Origin of the sequence: Parazoarcus communis (assembly GCF_003111665.1) — a bacterium.
In the GTDB taxonomy this organism is placed as follows: Bacteria; Pseudomonadota; Gammaproteobacteria; order Burkholderiales; family Rhodocyclaceae; genus Parazoarcus; species Parazoarcus communis_B.
Genome location: NZ_CP022188.1, coordinates 3,629,537 through 3,648,429, shown reverse-complemented (window position 1 = coordinate 3,648,429; position 18,893 = coordinate 3,629,537). Strand labels below are relative to the sequence as shown.

General features: G+C 63.0%; 17 protein-coding genes. 6 read left to right on the top strand and 11 right to left on the bottom strand.

The annotated features are described in order from the left end of the window. The first annotated feature begins 142 nt into the window (after positions 1 to 142). Positions 143 to 1,585, top strand: coding sequence for a putative nucleotidyltransferase substrate binding domain-containing protein (locus CEW87_RS16645; RefSeq protein WP_108974777.1), 1,443 nt, complete (start codon positions 143 to 145; stop codon positions 1,583 to 1,585). Positions 1,586 to 1,630: 45 nt separating this feature from the next. Here CEW87_RS16645 and pcaF read toward each other — a convergent pair whose 3' ends face one another. From pcaF to CEW87_RS16590, 11 genes are all read right to left on the bottom strand, one after another. After that, positions 1,631 to 2,836, bottom strand: a complete 1,206-nt coding sequence (pcaF, locus tag CEW87_RS16640; RefSeq protein WP_108974775.1) for a 3-oxoadipyl-CoA thiolase — start codon at positions 2,834 to 2,836, stop codon at positions 1,631 to 1,633. Positions 2,837 to 2,877: 41 nt separating this feature from the next. Continuing rightward, entirely contained in the window at positions 2,878 to 4,398 is a 1,521-nt protein-coding gene (locus CEW87_RS16635; protein ID WP_234421565.1) for a 3-hydroxyacyl-CoA dehydrogenase, read from the bottom strand. Positions 4,399 to 4,434: 36 nt separating this feature from the next. Continuing rightward, on the bottom strand, positions 4,435 to 5,229 hold the full coding sequence (locus CEW87_RS16630) for an enoyl-CoA hydratase-related protein (protein ID WP_108974773.1): 795 nt from the start codon (positions 5,227 to 5,229) through the stop codon (positions 4,435 to 4,437). Positions 5,230 to 5,236: 7 nt separating this feature from the next. Beyond that, positions 5,237 to 5,632 carry a RidA family protein gene (locus CEW87_RS16625; protein WP_108974771.1) on the bottom strand — a complete coding sequence of 132 codons (396 nt, stop codon included), beginning with the start codon at positions 5,630 to 5,632 and terminating at the stop codon, positions 5,237 to 5,239. Next, the gene (locus CEW87_RS16620; protein ID WP_234421564.1) at positions 5,629 to 6,084 is read right to left on the bottom strand and encodes an acyl-CoA thioesterase; all 456 of its coding nucleotides are present in this window, start codon (positions 6,082 to 6,084) and stop codon (positions 5,629 to 5,631) included. Before CEW87_RS16620 ends, CEW87_RS16625 begins: the two co-directional genes overlap by 4 nt. A 40-nt stretch (positions 6,085 to 6,124) precedes the next feature. Further along, positions 6,125 to 7,306, bottom strand: a complete 1,182-nt coding sequence (locus tag CEW87_RS16615; RefSeq protein WP_108974767.1) for an acyl-CoA dehydrogenase — start codon at positions 7,304 to 7,306, stop codon at positions 6,125 to 6,127. A 46-nt stretch (positions 7,307 to 7,352) separates the two neighbouring features. Beyond that, entirely contained in the window at positions 7,353 to 8,504 is a 1,152-nt protein-coding gene (locus CEW87_RS16610; RefSeq protein WP_108974765.1) for an acyl-CoA dehydrogenase family protein, read from the bottom strand. Positions 8,505 to 8,515: 11 nt separating this feature from the next. Beyond that, entirely contained in the window at positions 8,516 to 9,361 is an 846-nt protein-coding gene (locus CEW87_RS16605; protein ID WP_108974763.1) for an enoyl-CoA hydratase family protein, read from the bottom strand. Positions 9,362 to 9,606: 245 nt separating this feature from the next. Then, positions 9,607 to 10,416, bottom strand: coding sequence for an SDR family NAD(P)-dependent oxidoreductase (locus CEW87_RS16600; RefSeq protein WP_108974761.1), 810 nt, complete (start codon positions 10,414 to 10,416; stop codon positions 9,607 to 9,609). A gap of 207 nt (positions 10,417 to 10,623) precedes the next feature. Beyond that, entirely contained in the window at positions 10,624 to 12,942 is a 2,319-nt protein-coding gene (locus CEW87_RS16595) for a bifunctional salicylyl-CoA 5-hydroxylase/oxidoreductase (protein ID WP_108974759.1), read from the bottom strand. A 157-nt stretch (positions 12,943 to 13,099) separates the two neighbouring features. Next, on the bottom strand, positions 13,100 to 13,609 hold the full coding sequence (locus CEW87_RS16590) for a MarR family winged helix-turn-helix transcriptional regulator (RefSeq protein ID WP_234421563.1): 510 nt from the start codon (positions 13,607 to 13,609) through the stop codon (positions 13,100 to 13,102). 187 nt (positions 13,610 to 13,796) lie between these two features. Between CEW87_RS16590 and CEW87_RS16585 the strand changes: the two genes are divergently transcribed. The 5 genes from CEW87_RS16585 (at position 13,797) to CEW87_RS16565 (ending at position 18,869) form a co-directional block, all read left to right on the top strand. After that, complete coding sequence (locus CEW87_RS16585; RefSeq protein ID WP_108974757.1) at positions 13,797 to 14,807, top strand: AraC family transcriptional regulator; 1,011 nt, start codon at positions 13,797 to 13,799, stop codon at positions 14,805 to 14,807. 151 nt (positions 14,808 to 14,958) lie between these two features. After that, on the top strand, positions 14,959 to 15,747 hold the full coding sequence (locus CEW87_RS16580) for an SDR family oxidoreductase (RefSeq protein ID WP_108977296.1): 789 nt from the start codon (positions 14,959 to 14,961) through the stop codon (positions 15,745 to 15,747). Positions 15,748 to 15,833: 86 nt separating this feature from the next. Continuing rightward, entirely contained in the window at positions 15,834 to 17,114 is a 1,281-nt protein-coding gene (locus CEW87_RS16575; protein WP_108974755.1) for a styrene monooxygenase/indole monooxygenase family protein, read from the top strand. Positions 17,115 to 17,127: 13 nt separating this feature from the next. Next, positions 17,128 to 18,309, top strand: coding sequence for an OmpP1/FadL family transporter (locus CEW87_RS16570; protein ID WP_108974753.1), 1,182 nt, complete (start codon positions 17,128 to 17,130; stop codon positions 18,307 to 18,309). Positions 18,310 to 18,320: 11 nt separating this feature from the next. Beyond that, on the top strand, positions 18,321 to 18,869 hold the full coding sequence (locus CEW87_RS16565) for a flavin reductase family protein (protein WP_108977294.1): 549 nt from the start codon (positions 18,321 to 18,323) through the stop codon (positions 18,867 to 18,869). The last annotated feature ends 24 nt before the right edge of the window (positions 18,870 to 18,893 follow it).

Here is an 18,893-nt window from a genome sequence, read left to right as displayed (position 1 = left end):
TCAAGCATGTGCGATGCGCGACCGCCAGTTCTGATGCTGCCTGTCGTACCGCGCGCGTGGATCGAACGCCGCCGCCGTCCTTTCCCAGCGGCATGGCTATAATGTCTCCTTCATGCAAACCTGTCCGGGAGCACACCAGTAGATGGCTGAAGACAATCAGTTTTTTCGTGCGGTCAGGGACTTCTGCCAGCGTGATGTCGTGACCTGTGCGCCGGGCGACAGCCTGGTGGATGCAGTGGGCACCATGCGGTCGAAAAACATCTCCAGCATCGTCGTGATCAGCGACGGCAAACCGCACGGCATCTTCACCGACCGCGACCTGCGCAACAAGGTCGTCGCCCAGGGCAGGACACCGACCGAACTCACGGTTGCCGACATCATGCATTCGCCTCTCACCGTGATCGGCGAAGACGACGTGCTGTACGAAGCGCTCTATCGCATGTCGCGGCAAAAGATTCATCGCCTGGTCGTCGTCGACGACGCGGGGATGCTTACCGGCATCATCACCGACACCGACATCCTGCGCCTGCAGGCGCATTCGCCGCACCAGCTGATTCTCGACATCGAAAAGGCGGCGTCCATCGACGACCTCCGCGGTCTGCATGCCCGCATCCAGCATCTCGTGCTGCACCTGAGCGGCACCGGCATCGCCATCCGCGATCTGGTGAAGCTGATTGCCAACCTCAACGATCAGGTGCTGATCCGTCTGATCGGGCTGCTGCGTGCCGAGAAGTACCCCGATCTCACCGATGGCTTTGCCTTCGTGGTGATGGGCAGTGAGGGCCGCAGCGAACAGACCCTGTCCACCGATCAGGACAACGCGATCGTCTATGACGATGCGCTGGGCGCCGACGAGATTGCCCGCCTCGAGGCGTTCTCGGTCGAACTGATCGACAGCCTGATTTCGATCGGCGTACCGCCCTGCCCCGGCGGCATCATGGCAAAGAACGCCGCATGGCGGCGCAGCCTTGCCGACTGGAAGCAGACGCTGAACCGCTGGCTCACCACACCGACGCCCGAACACGTGATGACCGGCTCCATGTTCATGGATCTGCGTACCCTCTATGGCCGTGACGATCTCGTGCAGAATCTGCGCGACCAGGCCTTCCGCACCATGAGCAAGGACCAGGGCTTCCTGATGCGGATGGCACAGAACATGACCAACTTCCTGCCGCCGCTGAACTGGCTCGGGCGGATCAAGGTGGAAAAGTCGGGTCCCCATCGCGGCAAGGTCGACATCAAGAAGGCAGGCATCTTCGCCATTACCGACGGCATCAAGGCGCTCGCCATCGAAACCCGGCAGCTCGACGGCAGCACCCACGACAGGATGGAGGCGCTGGTCGCTGCGAAGGTCCTGAAGCCGGGTGACGCGGCGGACCTGCGGGCCAGCTTCGATTTCATGGTGAAGCTGCGCCTGCGCGGCCATGTCGAGGCCCTGCGCGCCGACGCCACCCCCACCAACTACATCTCGCTCGAACTCCTCAATGCGATGGAAAAGGGCGAACTGAAGCTGGCCCTGGAAGGCGTCGCGCGTTTCCAGAGCTTCATCAAGCACCATTTCAACCTGCAACTGCTGCGCAACTGATAACCGGCGCGCCGGGCGGCGGACTTCGTCCCGCCCGGCCGCAGGCTAAACGCGCTCCAGCAACAGGGCGATGCCCTGACCAACGCCGATACACATCGTGCACACCGCGTAGCGTCCACCGCTGCGCTGCAATTGCCAGGTCGCCGTCGTCACCAGACGTGCGCCGCTCATCCCGAGCGGATGACCGAGCGCGATCGCCCCCCCGTTCGGATTCACATGCGCGGCATCGTCCGCCAGCCCGAGCCCGCGCAGCGTGGCCAGTGCCTGGCTGGCAAAGGCCTCGTTGAGCTCGATGAGATCGACCTGGTCGATGCGCAATCCGGTTTTTGCCAGCAGCTTCTGCGTCGCCGGCAAGGGGCCGATGCCCATGATGCGCGGATCGACACCTGCGGTCGCGGTGGCCACGATCCGTGCGCGCGGCGTCAGTCCGTTTCGCGCAGCCGCCGCTTCGGAGGCGATCAGCAGCGCGCAGGCACCATCATTCACCCCAGAGGCATTCCCGGCGGTCACGGACAGCTCGGGGCCGTTGATGCCCTTGAGTCGTGCCAGCGCGTCGAGCGTGGTGTCAGGACGCGGATGCTCGTCCGCCGTCACCCGGTCCACCACGCCCTTCTTGCGCGGCACATCCACCCCAACGATCTCATCGTCGAACACGCCGGCATCGAAAGCCGCTTTCCAGCGTTGCTGGCTGCGCAGCGCAAAGGCATCCTGATCCGCACGGCCGATCTCGAACTGGGCGGCAACGTTGTCCGCGGTCTGCGGCATGGAGTCAATGCCGTAGCGTTCCTTCATCAGTTTGTTGACGAGGCGCCAGCCAATGGTCGTGTCCTCGATCGAACTGCTGCGACTGAAGGCCGTGCCTGCCTTGGGCACGACGAAGGGCGCGCGCGACATCGACTCCACGCCACCGCCGACACCGATGTCGATCTCGCCGGCACGGATCGAACGCGCGATGAAGGACACCGCATCCATGCCCGAGCCACACAGCCGGTTGATCGTGCTGCCCGGCACCGACACCGGGTAGCCGGCAAGCAGCAGCGACATGCGCGCCACATTGCGGTTGTCCTCGCCCGCCTGATTTGCGCAACCGAGCACGAGTTCCTCGATCGCAGCCGGATCGAGTCCGGGATTACGCGCCAGCAACGCTGACAGCGGCACCGCCGCCAGATCGTCGGGACGAACGGTGGAAAGCGCACCGCCGTAACGCCCGATGGGCGTGCGGACGGCGTCGCAGACGAATGCTTCGACCATTGAAAACCTCATATTGGATGAATCGGAGAAGCGGGTGCGGATCAGCCTTCGGGCGTGAGCAGCGAAACGCCCAGGCGCGCACGCCGGATCAACCACGGGCTGGGGCGGTAGCGCGGGTCGCGGGTATAGGCCTGCATGCGATCGAGGATGGCAAGCACCCGGGCCGCGCCAATGGCATCGCCCATCGCCAGCGGACCGGCCGGATAGCCGAGGCCGAGCCGCACCGCGGTGTCGATGTCCTGCGGCGAGGCAACGCGTTGCTGGGCAATGTCGCACCCCAGATTGACGATCATCGCCATCACCCGCTGCGTGATGAAGCCGGGGCTGTCGTGAATCACTGACACCGGCACGCCATCGGCGCCGAACAGGCCATGGGCCGCCTCACGCATCGCGGCACCGGTCAGCGGCGTGGTCATCAGCGTGCGCCTGCGGTCGAGCGCCGGAAGCACGTCGATCGCGATTGTTCGCCGCGGATCGAGGCCTGCATCGAGGCAGGCGCTGGTGGCATCCTCGCCCCAGGGCGCGACGATGCACAGCGCGTCATCCGCAGGCTTCGAGCCTGCATCAAGCTCACCGCCGAGATCGGTAACCAGCGCGGCCACACGGCTGCGCACGAGCTCGTCGTCAATTGCCAGGAAGACGCGTGCCGGTCGCGCAGATGGCGATGATGGCTCCGCTTCCACCTCGGGCTTGCCATCGCGATACACATAGAAGCCCTGCCCGCTCTTGCGCCCAAGCAAGCCTGCCGCAAGCCGCTGCCGCGTGATCGGCGAGGGGCGGTAGCGCGGCTCCTGGTAATACTGGCTGTGAATCGACTCCATCACGGGATGCGATACATCGAGGCCAGTGAGGTCGAGCAGTTCGCACGGCCCCATGCGGAATCCCGCAGCCTCGCGCAAAACGCGGTCAAGGGTGGGTACATCGGCGATCCCTTCACCCAGAATGCGCAGGCCTTCGGTCAGGTAGGCCCGACCGGCATGGTTGACGATGAAGCCCGGCGTATCCTGCGCCCGCACCGGGCTGTGTCCCATGCGGCCGGCGAGCGCGGTGAGGCGATCGCATACTGCCGGCAGCGTACGCGCGCCGTTGATGACTTCGACGATCTTCATCAACGGTACCGGACTGAAGAAATGCAGCCCGGCCACCCGTTCCGGGTTCGCACAGGCGGCAGCGATCGAGGTCACCGACAACGACGAGGTATTGGTGGCAAGAATGCAGTCAACGCCCACCACCGCCTCAAGGTCGCGCAACAATCCGCGCTTGGCTTCCAGATCCTCGACAATGGCTTCGACGACTGCGTCGCAGCCGGCAAGATCCGACAGCGCTGCTGCCGGCTTCAGGCGCGCGGCGGCTTCGGCCCCTTCGCCCTCACTCAGACGCCCTTTGGCGACGAGTTTGTCCAGCATCGGAAGGATGGCGGCAATGGCATCCGCAGGTGCAGCGGGCCGTGCGTCGAACAGACGGACCTCCATCCCGCCGACTGCGGCGATCTGGGCAATTCCCCGCCCCATCAGGCCGGCACCGACGATGCCGAGCGTGCGTATTGGCTGATCCGAATTCAAGGCTGACTCCAGGCGTGCGGAAAGACGGGAAACGCTTCAGCGCCCCTTCCACACCGGTTTACGTTTTTCGAGAAAGGCGCGTACGCCCTCATTGCGGTCATCGGTGCCGGCGAGCACCACGAAGTTGCGACGTTCCAGCACCATACCGGCCGCAAGTGGCGTCTCGAACGACTGCAGCACCGCGTCCTTGGCCAGTCTGACAGCCAGGGGCGCCTTGCCGGCGATCTTGCGTGCCAGCTCATGTGCCCGCGCAAGGCAGGCGTCGTCGGCAGCCACCTCGGCCACCAGTCTGGCCGCGAGCGCTTCACGGGCGGAAATAAACTCGCCTGCGAGCACCATCTTCATCGCCAGCGACTTGCCCACTGCATGGGTCAGACGCTGCGTACCGCCCGCCCCCGGGATGATGCCGAGGTTGATCTCGGGCTGTCCGAACTGTGCGGATTCGCCGGCAACGATGATGTCGGCGTGCATCACCAGTTCGCAACCGCCACCCAGCGCATAGCCACAGACCGCACCGACCATCGGCTTGGGGAAACGGCCAATCGTGGCGAACAATTGCGGGCGCTCTTCGAGCAGGACGGCCTGCATGTCCTTGGAAGCCATTTCGGCAAGGTCAGCGCCTGCGGCAAAGACCTTGTCGCCACCGGTCAGGACGACGCAGCGCACCGCATCGTCACCCGCCGCCTGTTGCAGCAGAGCAACGATTCCGCGTAGCAGCGGGGTGGACAAGGCATTGCGGGCGTCGGGCCGGTCGAGCCGGATTTCGAGCACGCCAGCCTCCGGGCCGGCGACCTGCAGGCCTTCGGGCGACGGGTATGTGAGCTCGCTCATGTCGACTTCAGTCCGGAATCACGGCCGTGACTTCGATCTCGACCTTGGCTTCGTCTTCCACCAGATCAGCGACCTGAATCGCGCTCATGGCCGGGTAGTTCTTGCCCATCACTTCGCGATAGACGGCGCCGATTTCCTTCAGACGCGCGACGTATTCCTTCTTGTCGACCAGGTACCAGGTCATGCGCACGATGTGCTCGGGGCCACCGCCTGCGGCACGCACGACGTCGACCGAGTTCTTGAGCGCCATGTAAATCTGCTGAATCAGATCATCGCTCTCAAACTTGCACTCGGCATTCCAGCCGATCTGACCGCCGACGTAGATCTGACGACCACGGGCCTCAATACCGTTGGAGTAGCCGCGGGGCTTTGCCCAGCCTTCCGGTTGAAGAACCTTGTTCATGATTGTTTCTCCATAAATCTCTGAATGGCCTGACGTACGTCGTCGGGCCAGGGAATTGCCTTGTGGGTATCAAGCGAGGTGGCAACCAGTACCTGTCGCGCCCGCATGCGGGCGGTGTCTGCTCCGATCACCACGTGATGCAGTACAAGTGAGGTATTGCCGAGTTTCTCGACCGTCAGATGAAAGTCCAGCAGCTCGCCAAACTTGGACGGCTGCACGAACTCGGTATCGAGGCGGAAGGTGGGTGTGCCGATTCTGCGCACAGTCACCAGCTCGGTCCAGGGCTTGCCCAGGTGTGCCCACCAGTCTTCGACCACGCCGTTGAGCATGCGGAAATAGTTGGGGAAGAACACGATCCCTGCCGGGTCGCAATCCGAGAATCGTACCTGCCGCCTGGCCAGGTACTCGACGGCTTCCGCATCCTGCACATCAAGGCTTTCGATTGGTTTCAAGTTGGTCTCCCCCTCTTCCATATGGCCAGCGGCGTGGCGCTCAGTTGCTGAACGCGGCGATACCGGTGATGGCACGACCGAGAATCAGCGCATGCACGTCGTGCGTGCCTTCGTAGGTGTTCACCACTTCCAGGTTCACCAGGTGGCGTGCCACGCAGAACTCGTCCGAAATGCCGTTGCCGCCGAGCATGTCGCGCGCCATGCGGGCGATGTCCAGCGACTTGCCGCAACTGTTGCGCTTGATGATCGACGTGATCTCGACCGCCGCGTTGCCTTCGTCTTTCAGATGGCCAACACGCAGGCAGCTCTGCAGCCCCAGCGTGATCTCGGTGAGCATGTCGGCAAGCTTCTTCTGCACCAGCTGGTTCGCGGCAAGCGGACGACCGAACTGATTGCGGTCCATCGTGTATTGACGCGCGGTTTCGTAGCAGGCTTCCGCCGCACCGAGCGCGCCCCAGGCGATGCCGTAACGGGCCGAGTTCAGGCAGGTGAAGGGGCCTTTCAGGCCGCGCACCGTCGGGAAGGCGTTTTCTTCCGGGCAGAACACTTCGTCCATCACGATTTCGCCGGTGATCGAGGCACGCAGGCCAACCTTGCCGTGGATCGCGGGTGCGGACAGACCCTTCCAGCCCTTCTCCAGCACGAAGCCGCGGATCTGGCCTTCGTCGTCCTTGGCCCACACCACGAACACATCAGCGATCGGGCTGTTGGTGATCCACATCTTGGAGCCCGACAGGCTGTAACCGCCGTCGACCTTGCGCGCACGGGTGACCATGCTGCCGGGGTCCGAGCCGTGGTTGGGTTCGGTCAGACCGAAACAGCCCACCCATTCGCCGGTGGCGAGCTTGGGCAGGTATTTCTTCTTGGTGGCTTCGTTGCCGAATTCGTTGATCGGCACCATCACCAGCGAGCTCTGCACGCTCATCATCGAGCGGTAGCCGGAATCCACACGCTCAACTTCACGCGCGATCAGGCCGTAGCACACGTAGTTCATGCCGGCGCCACCGTACTCTTCCGGGATGGTCGGCCCGAGCAGGCCAAGTTCGCCCATCTCGTTGAAGATCTCGCGGTCGGTCTTCTCGTGGCGGAAGGCTTCCTGCACACGCGGCAGCAGCTTTTCCTGGCAGTAGGCACGTGCGGTGTCACGCACCATGCGTTCCACATCAGTCAGTTGGCCGTCGAGTTGCAAGGGATCGGCCCAGTCAAAATGGATCTTGCTCATGTTATTTGCGGCTCCCGTGGGGTTGGGGTGGCGATTCGGAAATCGGTTATTTGAGTAGTTCGCGGGCGACGATCAGCTTCTGCACTTCGGTCGCACCTTCGTAAATGCGCAGCGCGCGGATCTCTCGGTAGAGCGACTCGACCTTCACGCCGACGCGTACACCCTGCCCGCCATGCATCTGCACCGCTGCGTCGATCACGCGCTGGGCGTTCTCGGTGGCGGTCATCTTTGCCATCGCGGCTTCGCGGGTCGTTGGCAGCTTCTGCACGTCACGGCGCCATGCGGCACGAGCGGTCAGCAGCGCGGCTGCTTCGATGTCGGTCGCCATCTCGCCGAGCCTGGCCTGCGTAAGCTGGAAGTCGGCCAGGGTGTGGCCGAACATCGGTCGCGCCTTGGCATGGTTCAGGCCTTCGTCTAGGGCGCGGCGGGCAAAGCCGAGGGCTGCAGCCGCGACCGAAGCGCGGAAGATGTCGAGCGTACGCATCGCCACCTTGAAGCCTTCGCCTGGGGCGCCAAGGCGATTGGCCACCGGCACCTTCATGTCGGTGAAGCGCAGCCGTGCCAGCGGGTGCGGTGCGATCACTTCCATACGCTCGGCCACTTCAAAGCCAGGCATGTCGGGATAGACGACGAAGGCCGAGATGCCGCGCGTGCCCGGTGCTTCTCCGGTGCGCGCAAACACGCAATACACATCGGCGATGCCACCGTTGGAGATCCAGGTCTTTTCGCCGTTGAGAACGTAGTGATCACCTTCGAGGCGGGCCTCGCAGGCCATTGCGCCCACGTCCGAACCGGCGTCCGGCTCAGTCAGCGCGAAGGCCGAAATCCATTCACCACTGGCCACCTTCGGCAATACGTGTTGCTTGAGCGCTTCGCTGCCCGACAAGGTGATGGCGCCGGTGCCCAGCCCCTGCATGGCAAACGCGAAGTCAGCAAGGCCATCGTGGTAGGCGAGCGTTTCGCGTGCGATGCACAGCGAACGCGAATCGAGTTCGTCGAGTGCGCCACCATAAGCGGCCGGCACCGCGTAGCGCAGGAAGCCCGCTTTGCCGAGGGCTGCCACCAGTTTGCGGCAGGCATTGTCGGTGTCGTGATGGTCGATTTCGGGCATCGCATTCGATGCCCAGTCGAAGATCGCATCGGAGAGCTGGCGATGTTCGGGGCCGTAAAACGGCAGATCGAGTATTGAGCGGTCCATGTGCTTGGCGCTCAGTTGCCTTCGAACTTCGGCTTCTGCTTCGAAGCAAAGGCCTCGAACGCGCGCCGGAAGTCGCCGGTCATCATGCAGATGGCCTGGGCCTGGGCTTCGGACTCGATCATTTCCTCGATGCCCATCGCCCATTCCTGGTTGATCATGGTCTTGGTGACGGTGTGCGCGAACCACGGCCCGTCAGCAAGGTTGCGGGCGATTTTCTGTGCCTGGGCAGGCAGATCGGCGGACGGGTGCAGTGCGCTGAAGAAGCCCCACGCCAAGCCTTCATCTGCGCTCATCGCACGGCCGGTCATCAGTAGTTCGGTGGCGCGCCCCTGGCCGATCATGCGCGGCAGCAGGCCGCAGGCGCCCATGTCCGCGCCGGCGAGGCCGACGCGGGTGAAGAGGTAGGCCGTCTTCGTTTCCGGGGTGCCGATGCGGAAGTCTGCTGCAAGGGCGAGCATGGCACCGGCACCAGCGCAGATGCCGTCGATGGCGGCGACGATCTGTTGCGGCGCACGGCGCATGGCTTTGACGAGATCACCAGTCATGCGGGTGAACTCGAGCAGTTCGGGCATGCTCATCTTGGTCAGCGGTTCGATGATCTCGAACACATCGCCACCGGAGCAGAAGTTGTTTCCGGCGCCCTGGATGACCACCGTGCGAACGTCGCTGGCGTAGGTGAGGTCGCGGAAGAGGTTGCGCAGTTCGGCGTAGGAGTCGAAGGTGAGCGGGTTCTTTTTGTCGGGGCGGTTCAGGGTAATCGTCGCCACCCGCCCGTCGTCGGAACATTCCCACTTGAAGTGGCGTGCCGGATAGTCCTTGAACGGACGCTTGTGATCATTCATCGAAAGTTCTGCCATGGCCTCTCTCCCTGTTCTCTCTCGGTCTGTGCAGGTCCCGCCTGCTGACTGTTTAATACTGACTGCTATCCCGTCTGCCTCGTCGCAGGCCAATGCCTGCGCTGACGGTGAGTGCGCTGCGTGTTCGCTCCGCGGCTGCGGAACTCGCTGCGCTGCGCTTGCTCGGACAGTCCTCGCCGCTGCACAAACACGCAGCACACTCACCTTGTTCCGCGCTTCAGTTGTGCATATTCATCCGTTCGGTCTCAGCCGGCCATGACTTCGCCGCCGGCGACCGGGATCGACTGGCCGTGAATCGCCTCCGACCCGGGCTGGCACAACCAGCCAACCGTCCTTGCGACATCTTCCGGCTGCACCAGACGCCCCTGCGGATTGCTTGCCGCCAGCGTGGTCTTGGCTTCATCGCTGCTGCGACCGGTCTTGGCCACGATGTTGTCTACCGCACCACCCAGCAGCGGAGTGTCGGTGTAGCCGGGGCACACCGCATTCACGGTAATGCCCTGCTTTGCCACTTCCAGCGCCAGTGAGCGGGTAAAGCCGATCACACCGTGCTTGGCCGCGGAGTAGGCGGACACATAGGCATAGCCAACCAGACCGGCCGTGCTGGCGATATTCACAATCCGACCCCAGCGCGCGGCCTGCATGCCGGCCAGCACTGCCTGAGTGCAGTTGAACGTGCCGGTGAGGTTCACCGTCAGCATCTCGTTCCACAACGCAGGCGTGGTCTTGCCTGCCGGCGCGCTTTTCGCCGCACCGGCGTTATTCACCAGAATGGCGATCGGGCCGCGCTCGGCTGCTGCACCGGCAAATGCCTGTGCGATACCGGCGTGGTCCGTGATGTCTGCCACCACAACGCCGTGCCCCTGCCCTGCGAGCGTCGCCCGAGCGGATTCAAGCGGCTCGGCACGGCGGCCAACCAGGGTCAGCGTCGCACCCAGTCGCGCCAACTCCTGTGCGATTGCCTCGCCGATCCCGCTCCCGGCGCCGGTCACCACTGCGTGGCGTCCAGACAAGGGCAAGGTTGAACTGCTGCTGGTTTCAAAGGTACTGCTCATCACGCCCCCAATCGATCTATCCGTTTCCTCTGCCGCCGGGCCTCAACTCCCGTACTTCTGATTCAGGAGTGGGGTGGAGGTGTTTGTGGAGAGGGCGAGGACCGTCCGAGCGCAGCGAGTTCCGCAGCCCTCGGAGCAAATACCTCCGCCCCACTCCCCCGGCACGCATGCCGGGAACAAAGAAACAATCCAAACCAGATACTTACTTTACTTACCTGGCGCGGCGTAACTGCGCTTGAGGTTGTTCTCGTACTGCCCGCGACCAGAAATGTACTGCTTCGGCCACGCGACGCCCTTGTAGTCGATCTTCGCCGCTTCATGCAGCGTCCAGGCCGGGTCGGCGAGGTGCGGACGGGCTACTGCACAAAGGTCTGCACGTCCGGCAGCCAGGATGCTGTTGGCGTGGTCGGCCTCGAAGATCGCGCCCACGGCGATGGTCGGGATACCGACCTCGTTGCGAATACGGTCCGCAAACGGCGTCTGGAACATGCGCCCGAACACCGGCTTTTCACCTTTCCACACCTGACCGGACGAGCAGTCGATGATGTCCGCACCGGCAGCCTTGAACAGACGCGCAATCTCTACGGCATCATCATCCGTGTTGCCGCCCGGGAACCAGTCGTGGCAGGACAGACGCACCGACATCGGCTTGTCCGCAGGCCACACGGCACGCATGGCCATGAACACTTCCAGCGGATAGCGGGCGCGGTTCTCGATGCTGCCGCCGTAATCGTCCTTGCGCTGATTGGTCAGTGGCGAAAGGAAGCTCGACATCAGGTAGCCGTGCGCGCAGTGGTACTCGAGGATGTCGAAACCCGCTTCAGCAGCCATCTTGGTCGAACGCACGAAGTCGGCTTTCACCCGCGCCATGTCGTCGCGATTCATCTCGCGCGGCACCTGCGAATGCGGCAGGTAAGGCAGCGGCGAGGCCGAAATCAGCTCCCATGCGCCCGATTCAAGCGGCTGGTCGATACCTTCCCAAGCGAGCTTGGTTGCACCCTTGCGTCCGGCATGACCCAACTGGATACCCATCTTTGCTGACGAATTCGAATGCACGAAATCGACGATGCGCTTCCATGCATTCACATGCTCCGGCTTGTACATGCCGGCACACCCCGGGGTGATGCGCGCATCGGCCGATACACAACTCATCTCGGTGTAAAGCAGGCCGGTACCGCCCAAGGCACGTGAGCCGAAGTGCACCAGATGGAAATCACCAGCCACACCGTCGTCGGCCGAATACATCGCCATCGGCGACATGATCATGCGGTTGGGAACGGTCAGCCCGCGCAGCTTGAACGGCGTGAACATCGGCGGTGGCGGAGCCTTGTCGGCCTCAACCGTTACCCCTGCCTTTTCGGCAAACCAGCGCTCGTAGCCCTCAAGCCACGCGGCATCGCGAAGACGGAGGTTTTCGTGCGAAATACGCTGCGACCGGGTGAGCATCGAATACATGAACTGCTCGGGCTCAAGCGTATCGCAATAGCGCTCACCGCAAACCTCGAACCACGCCATCGCATTCCACGCGGCATTCTGCAGACGGAGGACATCGACGTTGCGCACCTCCTGGTAACGCGCCAGCACCTCAGGAATATGCTCCGCCGTATCGCCCGATTCCTTGAACAGGCGGGTGAGCTCGATCGCATCCTCAAGCGCAAGCTTGGTGCCGGAGCCGATGGCAAAGTGAGCGGTGTGCACCGCGTCGCCCATCAGCACCACATGGCTGTTGCCATTGTTGTGGTGCCACTTCTCGCAGGTGACGCGCTGGAAGTTGAGCCAGGCAGAGCCGCGCAGGTGGCGTGCGTTCGTCATCAGGGGGAAGCCATCGAGATGCTTCTCGAACAGCTTTTCGCAGAACGCGATCGACGCGTCCTGATCCGCCTTGTCCAGACCGTGCGCAAGCCAGACATGCTCCGGACACTCGACGATGAAGGTCGTGGTGTTGTCGTCGAACTTGTAGACGTGAGCCTGGAACCAGCCGTGCTCGGTCTTCTCGAAAATGAAGTTGAAAGCGTCGAAGAGCTTGTTCGTACCCAGCCAGATGAAGCGATTCGGGCGGGTGACGATATCGGGCTTGAACACTTCCGTGTAACGGTTGCGGATCCGCGAATTGATCCCGTCCGAAGCAATGATCAGATCGGCATCGGGGTACTCGAGGTCGGAATCAACGTCTTTCTCGAACACCAGTTCAACACCCATCTGCTCGCAACGCTCCTGCAGGATGTTGAGCATCATCTTGCGCCCGATACCGACAAAGCCGTGGCCGCCACTGCGAATGGCGTGGCCCTTGAAGTGCAGTTCGATGTCGTCCCAGTGATTGAACGCGACCTGGATCGCATCCGCGGTCACCGGATCCCACTCGCGCATGTTGTCCATGGTCGCATCGGAGAAGACCACGCCCCAGCCAAAGGTGTCATAAGGCTTGTTGCGCTCTACGACCGTGATCTGATGTGCCGGATTCAGCTTCTTCATCAGGATCGCAAAATACAGGCCTGCGGGGCCTCCGCCGATACACACGATGCGCATGCTATTGCTCCTTCTGGATTGAGCGACCCGGCCCCCTGCGTAAGGCGGTGATCCGGGACTGATGGATTCAGGGCTGCTTGTTTAGTGAGCAATATTTCATATCTAAACTATCAAGTCAACAAGCACCCCGCCGGATTTCCTCCGTCATTCTCACCTGCTATGAATCAGTGTCGTCGTCGATGGGACCAGAGGCCGGGTGCAGGGCGAGCAAGTCCCTCAGCATCGAAATCAGCATCTCTGCATTCTCCTGCCCAAAGGGCTCGAGCAGGCGAACCTGGTGATTGATGGCGCGCTTGCGCAAAGACTCGGTCAGCAAGTGCCCCTTCGGGGTAATGCGAACCACGGTCTGGCGGCGGTCGGAGCGAACACGGGTGCGATCGACGATACCGTCGGCCTCCATACGCTGGACGACCTTGCTTAAGGTCGGCTGCTTGGTCAGCGTCAGCTGACTGAGCACGCCGATGCTCTCGCCTTCACTGCCTTCCAGACTGGCAAGCACCCGCCACTCGGTGACCGACAGGCCTGCGGCCTCGACGTCGCGGTGAAACTCACGCGAAATCCGGCTGCTGGCCTGGGCAAGCAAAAAGGCGAGATAGTGATCGACAAAGCGTGTGTGATCCGGCTCGGACGCCATCTCAGCATTCGGTTCGGGCGCTGTATCCGTCATGTCGTTAACATTTTTCCTGCCCAGATCCTGATCGGCAAGGAAAATCGCGCTTGCGATCTCCTCAACTTTGCTTATAAATTGTTTATAACTATACGTTAATCGCAGCACGAAACTCAGCTGAGGTAATGATGACAGACAGCGCCACGTACCACCTGCACGCCACCTGCCAGCAAGCCTGGACTTCAGCGTGAGCCGCCAGCAACTCGCGTCCGGCGCGGAGATCCTTTCTGCCTTTCCGCTGTTCAGTTCAGACGATGCGGATGAGGCGCGGCAGAAAGTGGCAAACGTGTTCTGTCCGCATGATCTGCGGCCGGTAAACACGGATACCCGCTTCTCCTCGCGCCACAACCTCGTTCGCCTCGGCGAAACCGCGCTGAATTATCTGACCTATGGCACGGATGTCGACATTCTGCCCGGCTGCCTCGAAAGCTTCTACCTGGTGCAGGTTCCAGTTTCCAGCACGGCGCAGGTCCGGTGTGGCAATCAGGAAGTGCTGTCCTCCCCGGCCACGGCCAGTATCCTCAATCCGCATGAACCGACCCGGATGCGCTGGAAGCACGACAATCGCCAACTCATGCTGTGGTTGCCGCGCGCGTCCCTCGAGCGTCGTCTGACTGAACACCTTGGCGACGAACCCCACACCCCGCTGAGTTTCGACATCGGCCTGTCGCAGACCGAAGGCCTGACGGCCAGCTGGTGCCGGATGCTGCGCGACCTCGCCGACAACATCGACCAGTGCGGTGCTGACTGGCTGAACTTTCGTCCCACCGTCGCGGCAATGGAGGACTGCCTCATCCGCGGCTTGCTGCAGCTCCATCGTCACAACTACAGCGACCGCCTGCACCAGCCACAGCAGGCCGCCCTGCCCCGGCACGTGCAGCGCGCCATCGACTACATTCATGCTCACGTCGAGGATGCGATCACGGTCGGGGACATGGCCCGGGTTGCCTGTGTCAGCATACGTGCGCTGGAAGAGGGGTTCCGCAAGCATTGCGACAGTACGCCGCTGGTGTACCTGCGCGACACCCGCCTCGACTGTGTCCGCAAGGCGCTGCTCAGTGCCGCACCGGGCAGCGACAAGGTTGCCGTGCTCGCCCATCGCTATGGCTTTGCCCATCTCGGACGGTTTTCTGCCTATTACAAGAACCGTTTCGGTGAATCTCCCTCGCAGACCGCCGCCCGCCCGCGGTACAACTGAGCAACTGAGTCGTGCACCTGGCTCACCACTGTCAGGTGTGCGTGTTCCGGACAGCGCGATTGCGCAAAGCGGATAAACAGCCATCACCATGAAATGAACACTGTGTCCCATGGACGCCACCGGCGGCGTCCTCCAACCGAGGACACAGCAGATGAATGGATTAAGCGGCAAGGTCGCCATCGTCACCGGTGGTGCCACGATGATCGGCGAAGCGGTGGCAAGAGACCTCATCGCACACGGTGCCCAGGTCGTGCTCGCCGACATCGACACACAGAAAGGCACGGCAGCAGCCGAACGCCTCGGGCCAGCGGCCCGCTTCCAGCAAGCGGATGTCAGTCAGGACAGCGAGATCGCCCGGTGCGTGGGCACCACCGTTACCACGTTTGGCGGGATCGACTTTCTCGTCAATTGCGCCTGCACCTACGTCGATAACGGCGCCGCCTCGACCCGTGCCGAATGGAACCAGGCGCTTGACGTGAATCTGGTTGGTGCCGCGATGATGCTGCAGGCCTGCCACCCCCACATGCTCAAGCGCGGGCGTGGCGCAGTGGTGAACTTCGCTTCGATCTCCGCCACCGCCGCGCAGTCGGGCCGCTGGCTCTACCCTGTGAGCAAGGCGGCGATGCAGCAATTCACCCGTTCGGCCGCACTCGACCTTGCCCCGGATCACATCCGCGTCAATTCCGTCTCGCCCGGCTGGACCTGGTCCTCGATCATCGAAACCCTCTCCGGCGGCGACAAGGCCAAGGCCGATCACGTTGCTGCCGATTACCACATGCTCGGGCGCCTCGGCATGCCGGACGAGGTCGCCCAGGTGGTGAGCTTTCTGCTCTCCGACCACGCCAGCTTCGTCACCGGCGCCGACTATGCCTGTGACGGCGGCTACACCGCCCTCGGCCCCGAAGGCCGCGTACCGGCCATTACCCGACTGATGGACTGAGTGTCCGCAGGGACCCGTTTGTACCGGGTCGTTCGTACCTGCTCAGCCACGCACACCACAGATACCCCCAAAGAGGAGACAACACCATGCAAAGTGAAAACATTACCCCCCGTTCGGTCGCCATTGTTGGTGCAGGCCAGGCCGGTCTGCTGCTCGGATGCGGCCTGCTCGACAAAGGCTACAGCGTCACCATCGTCACCAACCGCACACCTGAGGACGTCTGGAGCGGCCGCGTGATGTCTTCGCAGTTCATCTTCGATCCGGCACTGCAGATCGAGCGCGACCTTGGCCTCAACCAGTGGGAAGCCGACTGTCCGCGCACCGAAGGCATCGGTTTCTCCATTCCTGCCCCCGATGGCAGCGGCACCCAGGCCCTGCACTGGCACGCCCGACTCGATGCCTACGGCCAGTCGGTTGACCAGCGGGTGAAGATGCCGGGCTGGATGAAGGAGTTCGAGCGTCGTGGAGGGGAACTGCGCTACGACGATGTCGGTGTCGACCAACTGGAAACGCTCGCAGCCGAATACGAACTGGTGCTGCTTGCCGGTGGCAAGGGCGAGATCGTCAATCTGCTGGGGCGCGACGACAGCCGCTCCCCGGTGCGTCAGCCGATGCGGCAGCTCGCGCTGAGCTACGTCACCGGGATGAAGCGCACCGAATACTACGAATGCGTCAATTTCAACCTGATCCCTGGCGTCGGCGAATACTTCGTGTTTCCCGCCCTCACCACCGACGGCGCCGACGGCACCAAGGCCTGCGACATCATGGTGTTTGAGGGTGTGCCGGGTGGCCCGATGGACTGCTGGGGCGATGCAAAGACGCCCGAGCAGCACCTCGAAGTCAGCCTGAACATCCTGAAGACCTTCCTCCCGTGGGAGTACGAGCGCAGCCGCGACTGCCAGCTCACCGACGACAACGGCCGCATCGCCGGACGCATCACGCCGACCGTCCGCAACGCCGTACTCACCCTGCCCTCGGGCCGCAAGGTCCTGGGGCTGGGCGACGCGGTGCTGGTGAACGACCCGATCACCGGCCAAGGCTCGAACAACGCGACCAAGGCCGCCAAGCACTATCTGGACGCCATCCTCGCCCACGACGCGTCGGCATTCGACGAAGCCTGGATGCGCCAGACCTTCGACGACCTCTACAACGGCTACGCCGAGAAGGTCGTGCGCTGGACCAACAGCCTGCTCTTCCCGCCGCCGGAACACATCATCAAGCTGCTCGGCGCCGCGCAGGAACTGCCCGCAGTCGCCTCGCGCATTGCCAACGGCTTCAATGACCCGCGCGACTATGCCAACTACTGGTTTGCGCCCGAAGACACCGACCGCCTGATCAATGCCGAAGCCCAGAAACTCGCCGCCTGAGGACATCACGAACATGACCACATCCAAGAACCTCCTGCGCCGCCTCCCGCTTGTCATTGCACTCGGTTTGCCGCTCACCGCACTTGCCACACAGGGCACCTTTCCCCATGGCTACGGTGTAAAGGCCGAAGGCATGGGTGGCGTATCGATCGCCCTGCCCCAGGACGCCGTCGCCGGCGCCAACAACCCGGCCGGCATGGTGCTGGTAGGTGACCGCCTTGATGCCGGTGCAGCCCTGCTTAAGGTGGATAACGGTGCCAGTTTCGCCGGCACCGAGTACGACGGCAGCAAGGAGCGCAGCATCTATCTGATCCCTCAGCTCGGCTACAACCACATGTTCGGCACCAGCACCTCGCTCGGGGTATCGGTCGTCGGCAATGGGGTGGGCACGGACTACGGCCGCGACACCAATATCGGCGGACTGCAGGGGACGCGCTCGGAGCTCAAGCAGATGGTCATCACCACCAGCCTCGCGCACCGCCTCAACGACGCTCATGCCATCGGCGTCGGTCTGGTGCTGGCGCGCCAGGTGCTCGATATCCGCGGCCCGGCTGGTCTCGGCCTGCCTGAGGGCCGCGACGAATCCACCGGCGCCGGCATCAAGCTGGGCTGGACCGCTCAGATCACCCCTGCCCTCACCCTCGGCGCCACCTACTCGAGCAAGGTGGACATGGGCCGGATGAGCGAATTCGACGGGCTGCTGGCCGATGGCGGCGACCTCGACATCCCTGAGAACTATGGCTTCGGCATGGCTTATCGAATCGGCGCCTTCACTGTTGCAGCGGACGTACTGCAGATCAACTGGAGCGGCGTTGGCTCCCTCGGCAACCCCGGCGTCACCACTGCGCCCGGCGAAGGCAAGACTGCGGGCTTCGGCTGGAAAGACCAGACCGTGTGGCGCATCGGTGTCGCCCATGCACTGAGCGACACACTGACCCTGCGCGCTGGTTACAGCCATGGCACCCAGATCGTCGACAAGCGCGACACCTTCCTCGGCATCCTCGCCCCTGCGGCAAACCGCCGTCACTACACCCTGGGTGCGACCTGGGCGATGAGCAAGGAAATGGAACTGTCGTTCGCCTACGCAAAATCCCCCAAGGAACGCGTGCGCGGCCAGGGGGCCGCACCCGACAGTCTGACCGAAGTGTATATGGGGCAGGACTGGCTCTCGTTCAGTATGGGCATGAAGTTCTGATGGAGGACACAATGATCGACTCACGAGAACTCCGCGACGCGCTGGGGCACTTCGCCACCGGTGTCACCATCATCACCACGACGGACGCAGAAGGGCAGCCCGTCGGGGTCACGGTCAACAGCTTCGCATCGGTGTCACTCGATCCGCCGCTCGTGCTGTGGAGCCTGGCAAAACGCTCGTACAGCCTGCCCGCCTTTACCCAGGCAAGTGGCTTCGCGATCCATGTGCTTGCCAGCAACCAACAGGCGCTGTCAGACCGCTTTGCGCGCGGCGCGGGCGACAAGTTCAACGGCGTCGACACCGCCCAAGGCATCGACGGCATTCCGCTGCTCCCGGGTTGCGCGGCCGTGTTCGAATGCAGCACCGCGCACCAGTACGACGGCGGCGATCATCTGATCCTGGTCGGACGGGTGCGCAAGCTGCATGTCGACGACCGCGCGCCGCTGCTGTTCTATCGCGGCCGCTATGCGTCACCCGATAAGGATGAAACGAACATCCTGAATCTGCGCACGAACAGCAACACGGCGCCAGACAAAGTGGCCGTCGCGGCAAACGCATGAGTCGGAACGTCTTCCCGTGAACCA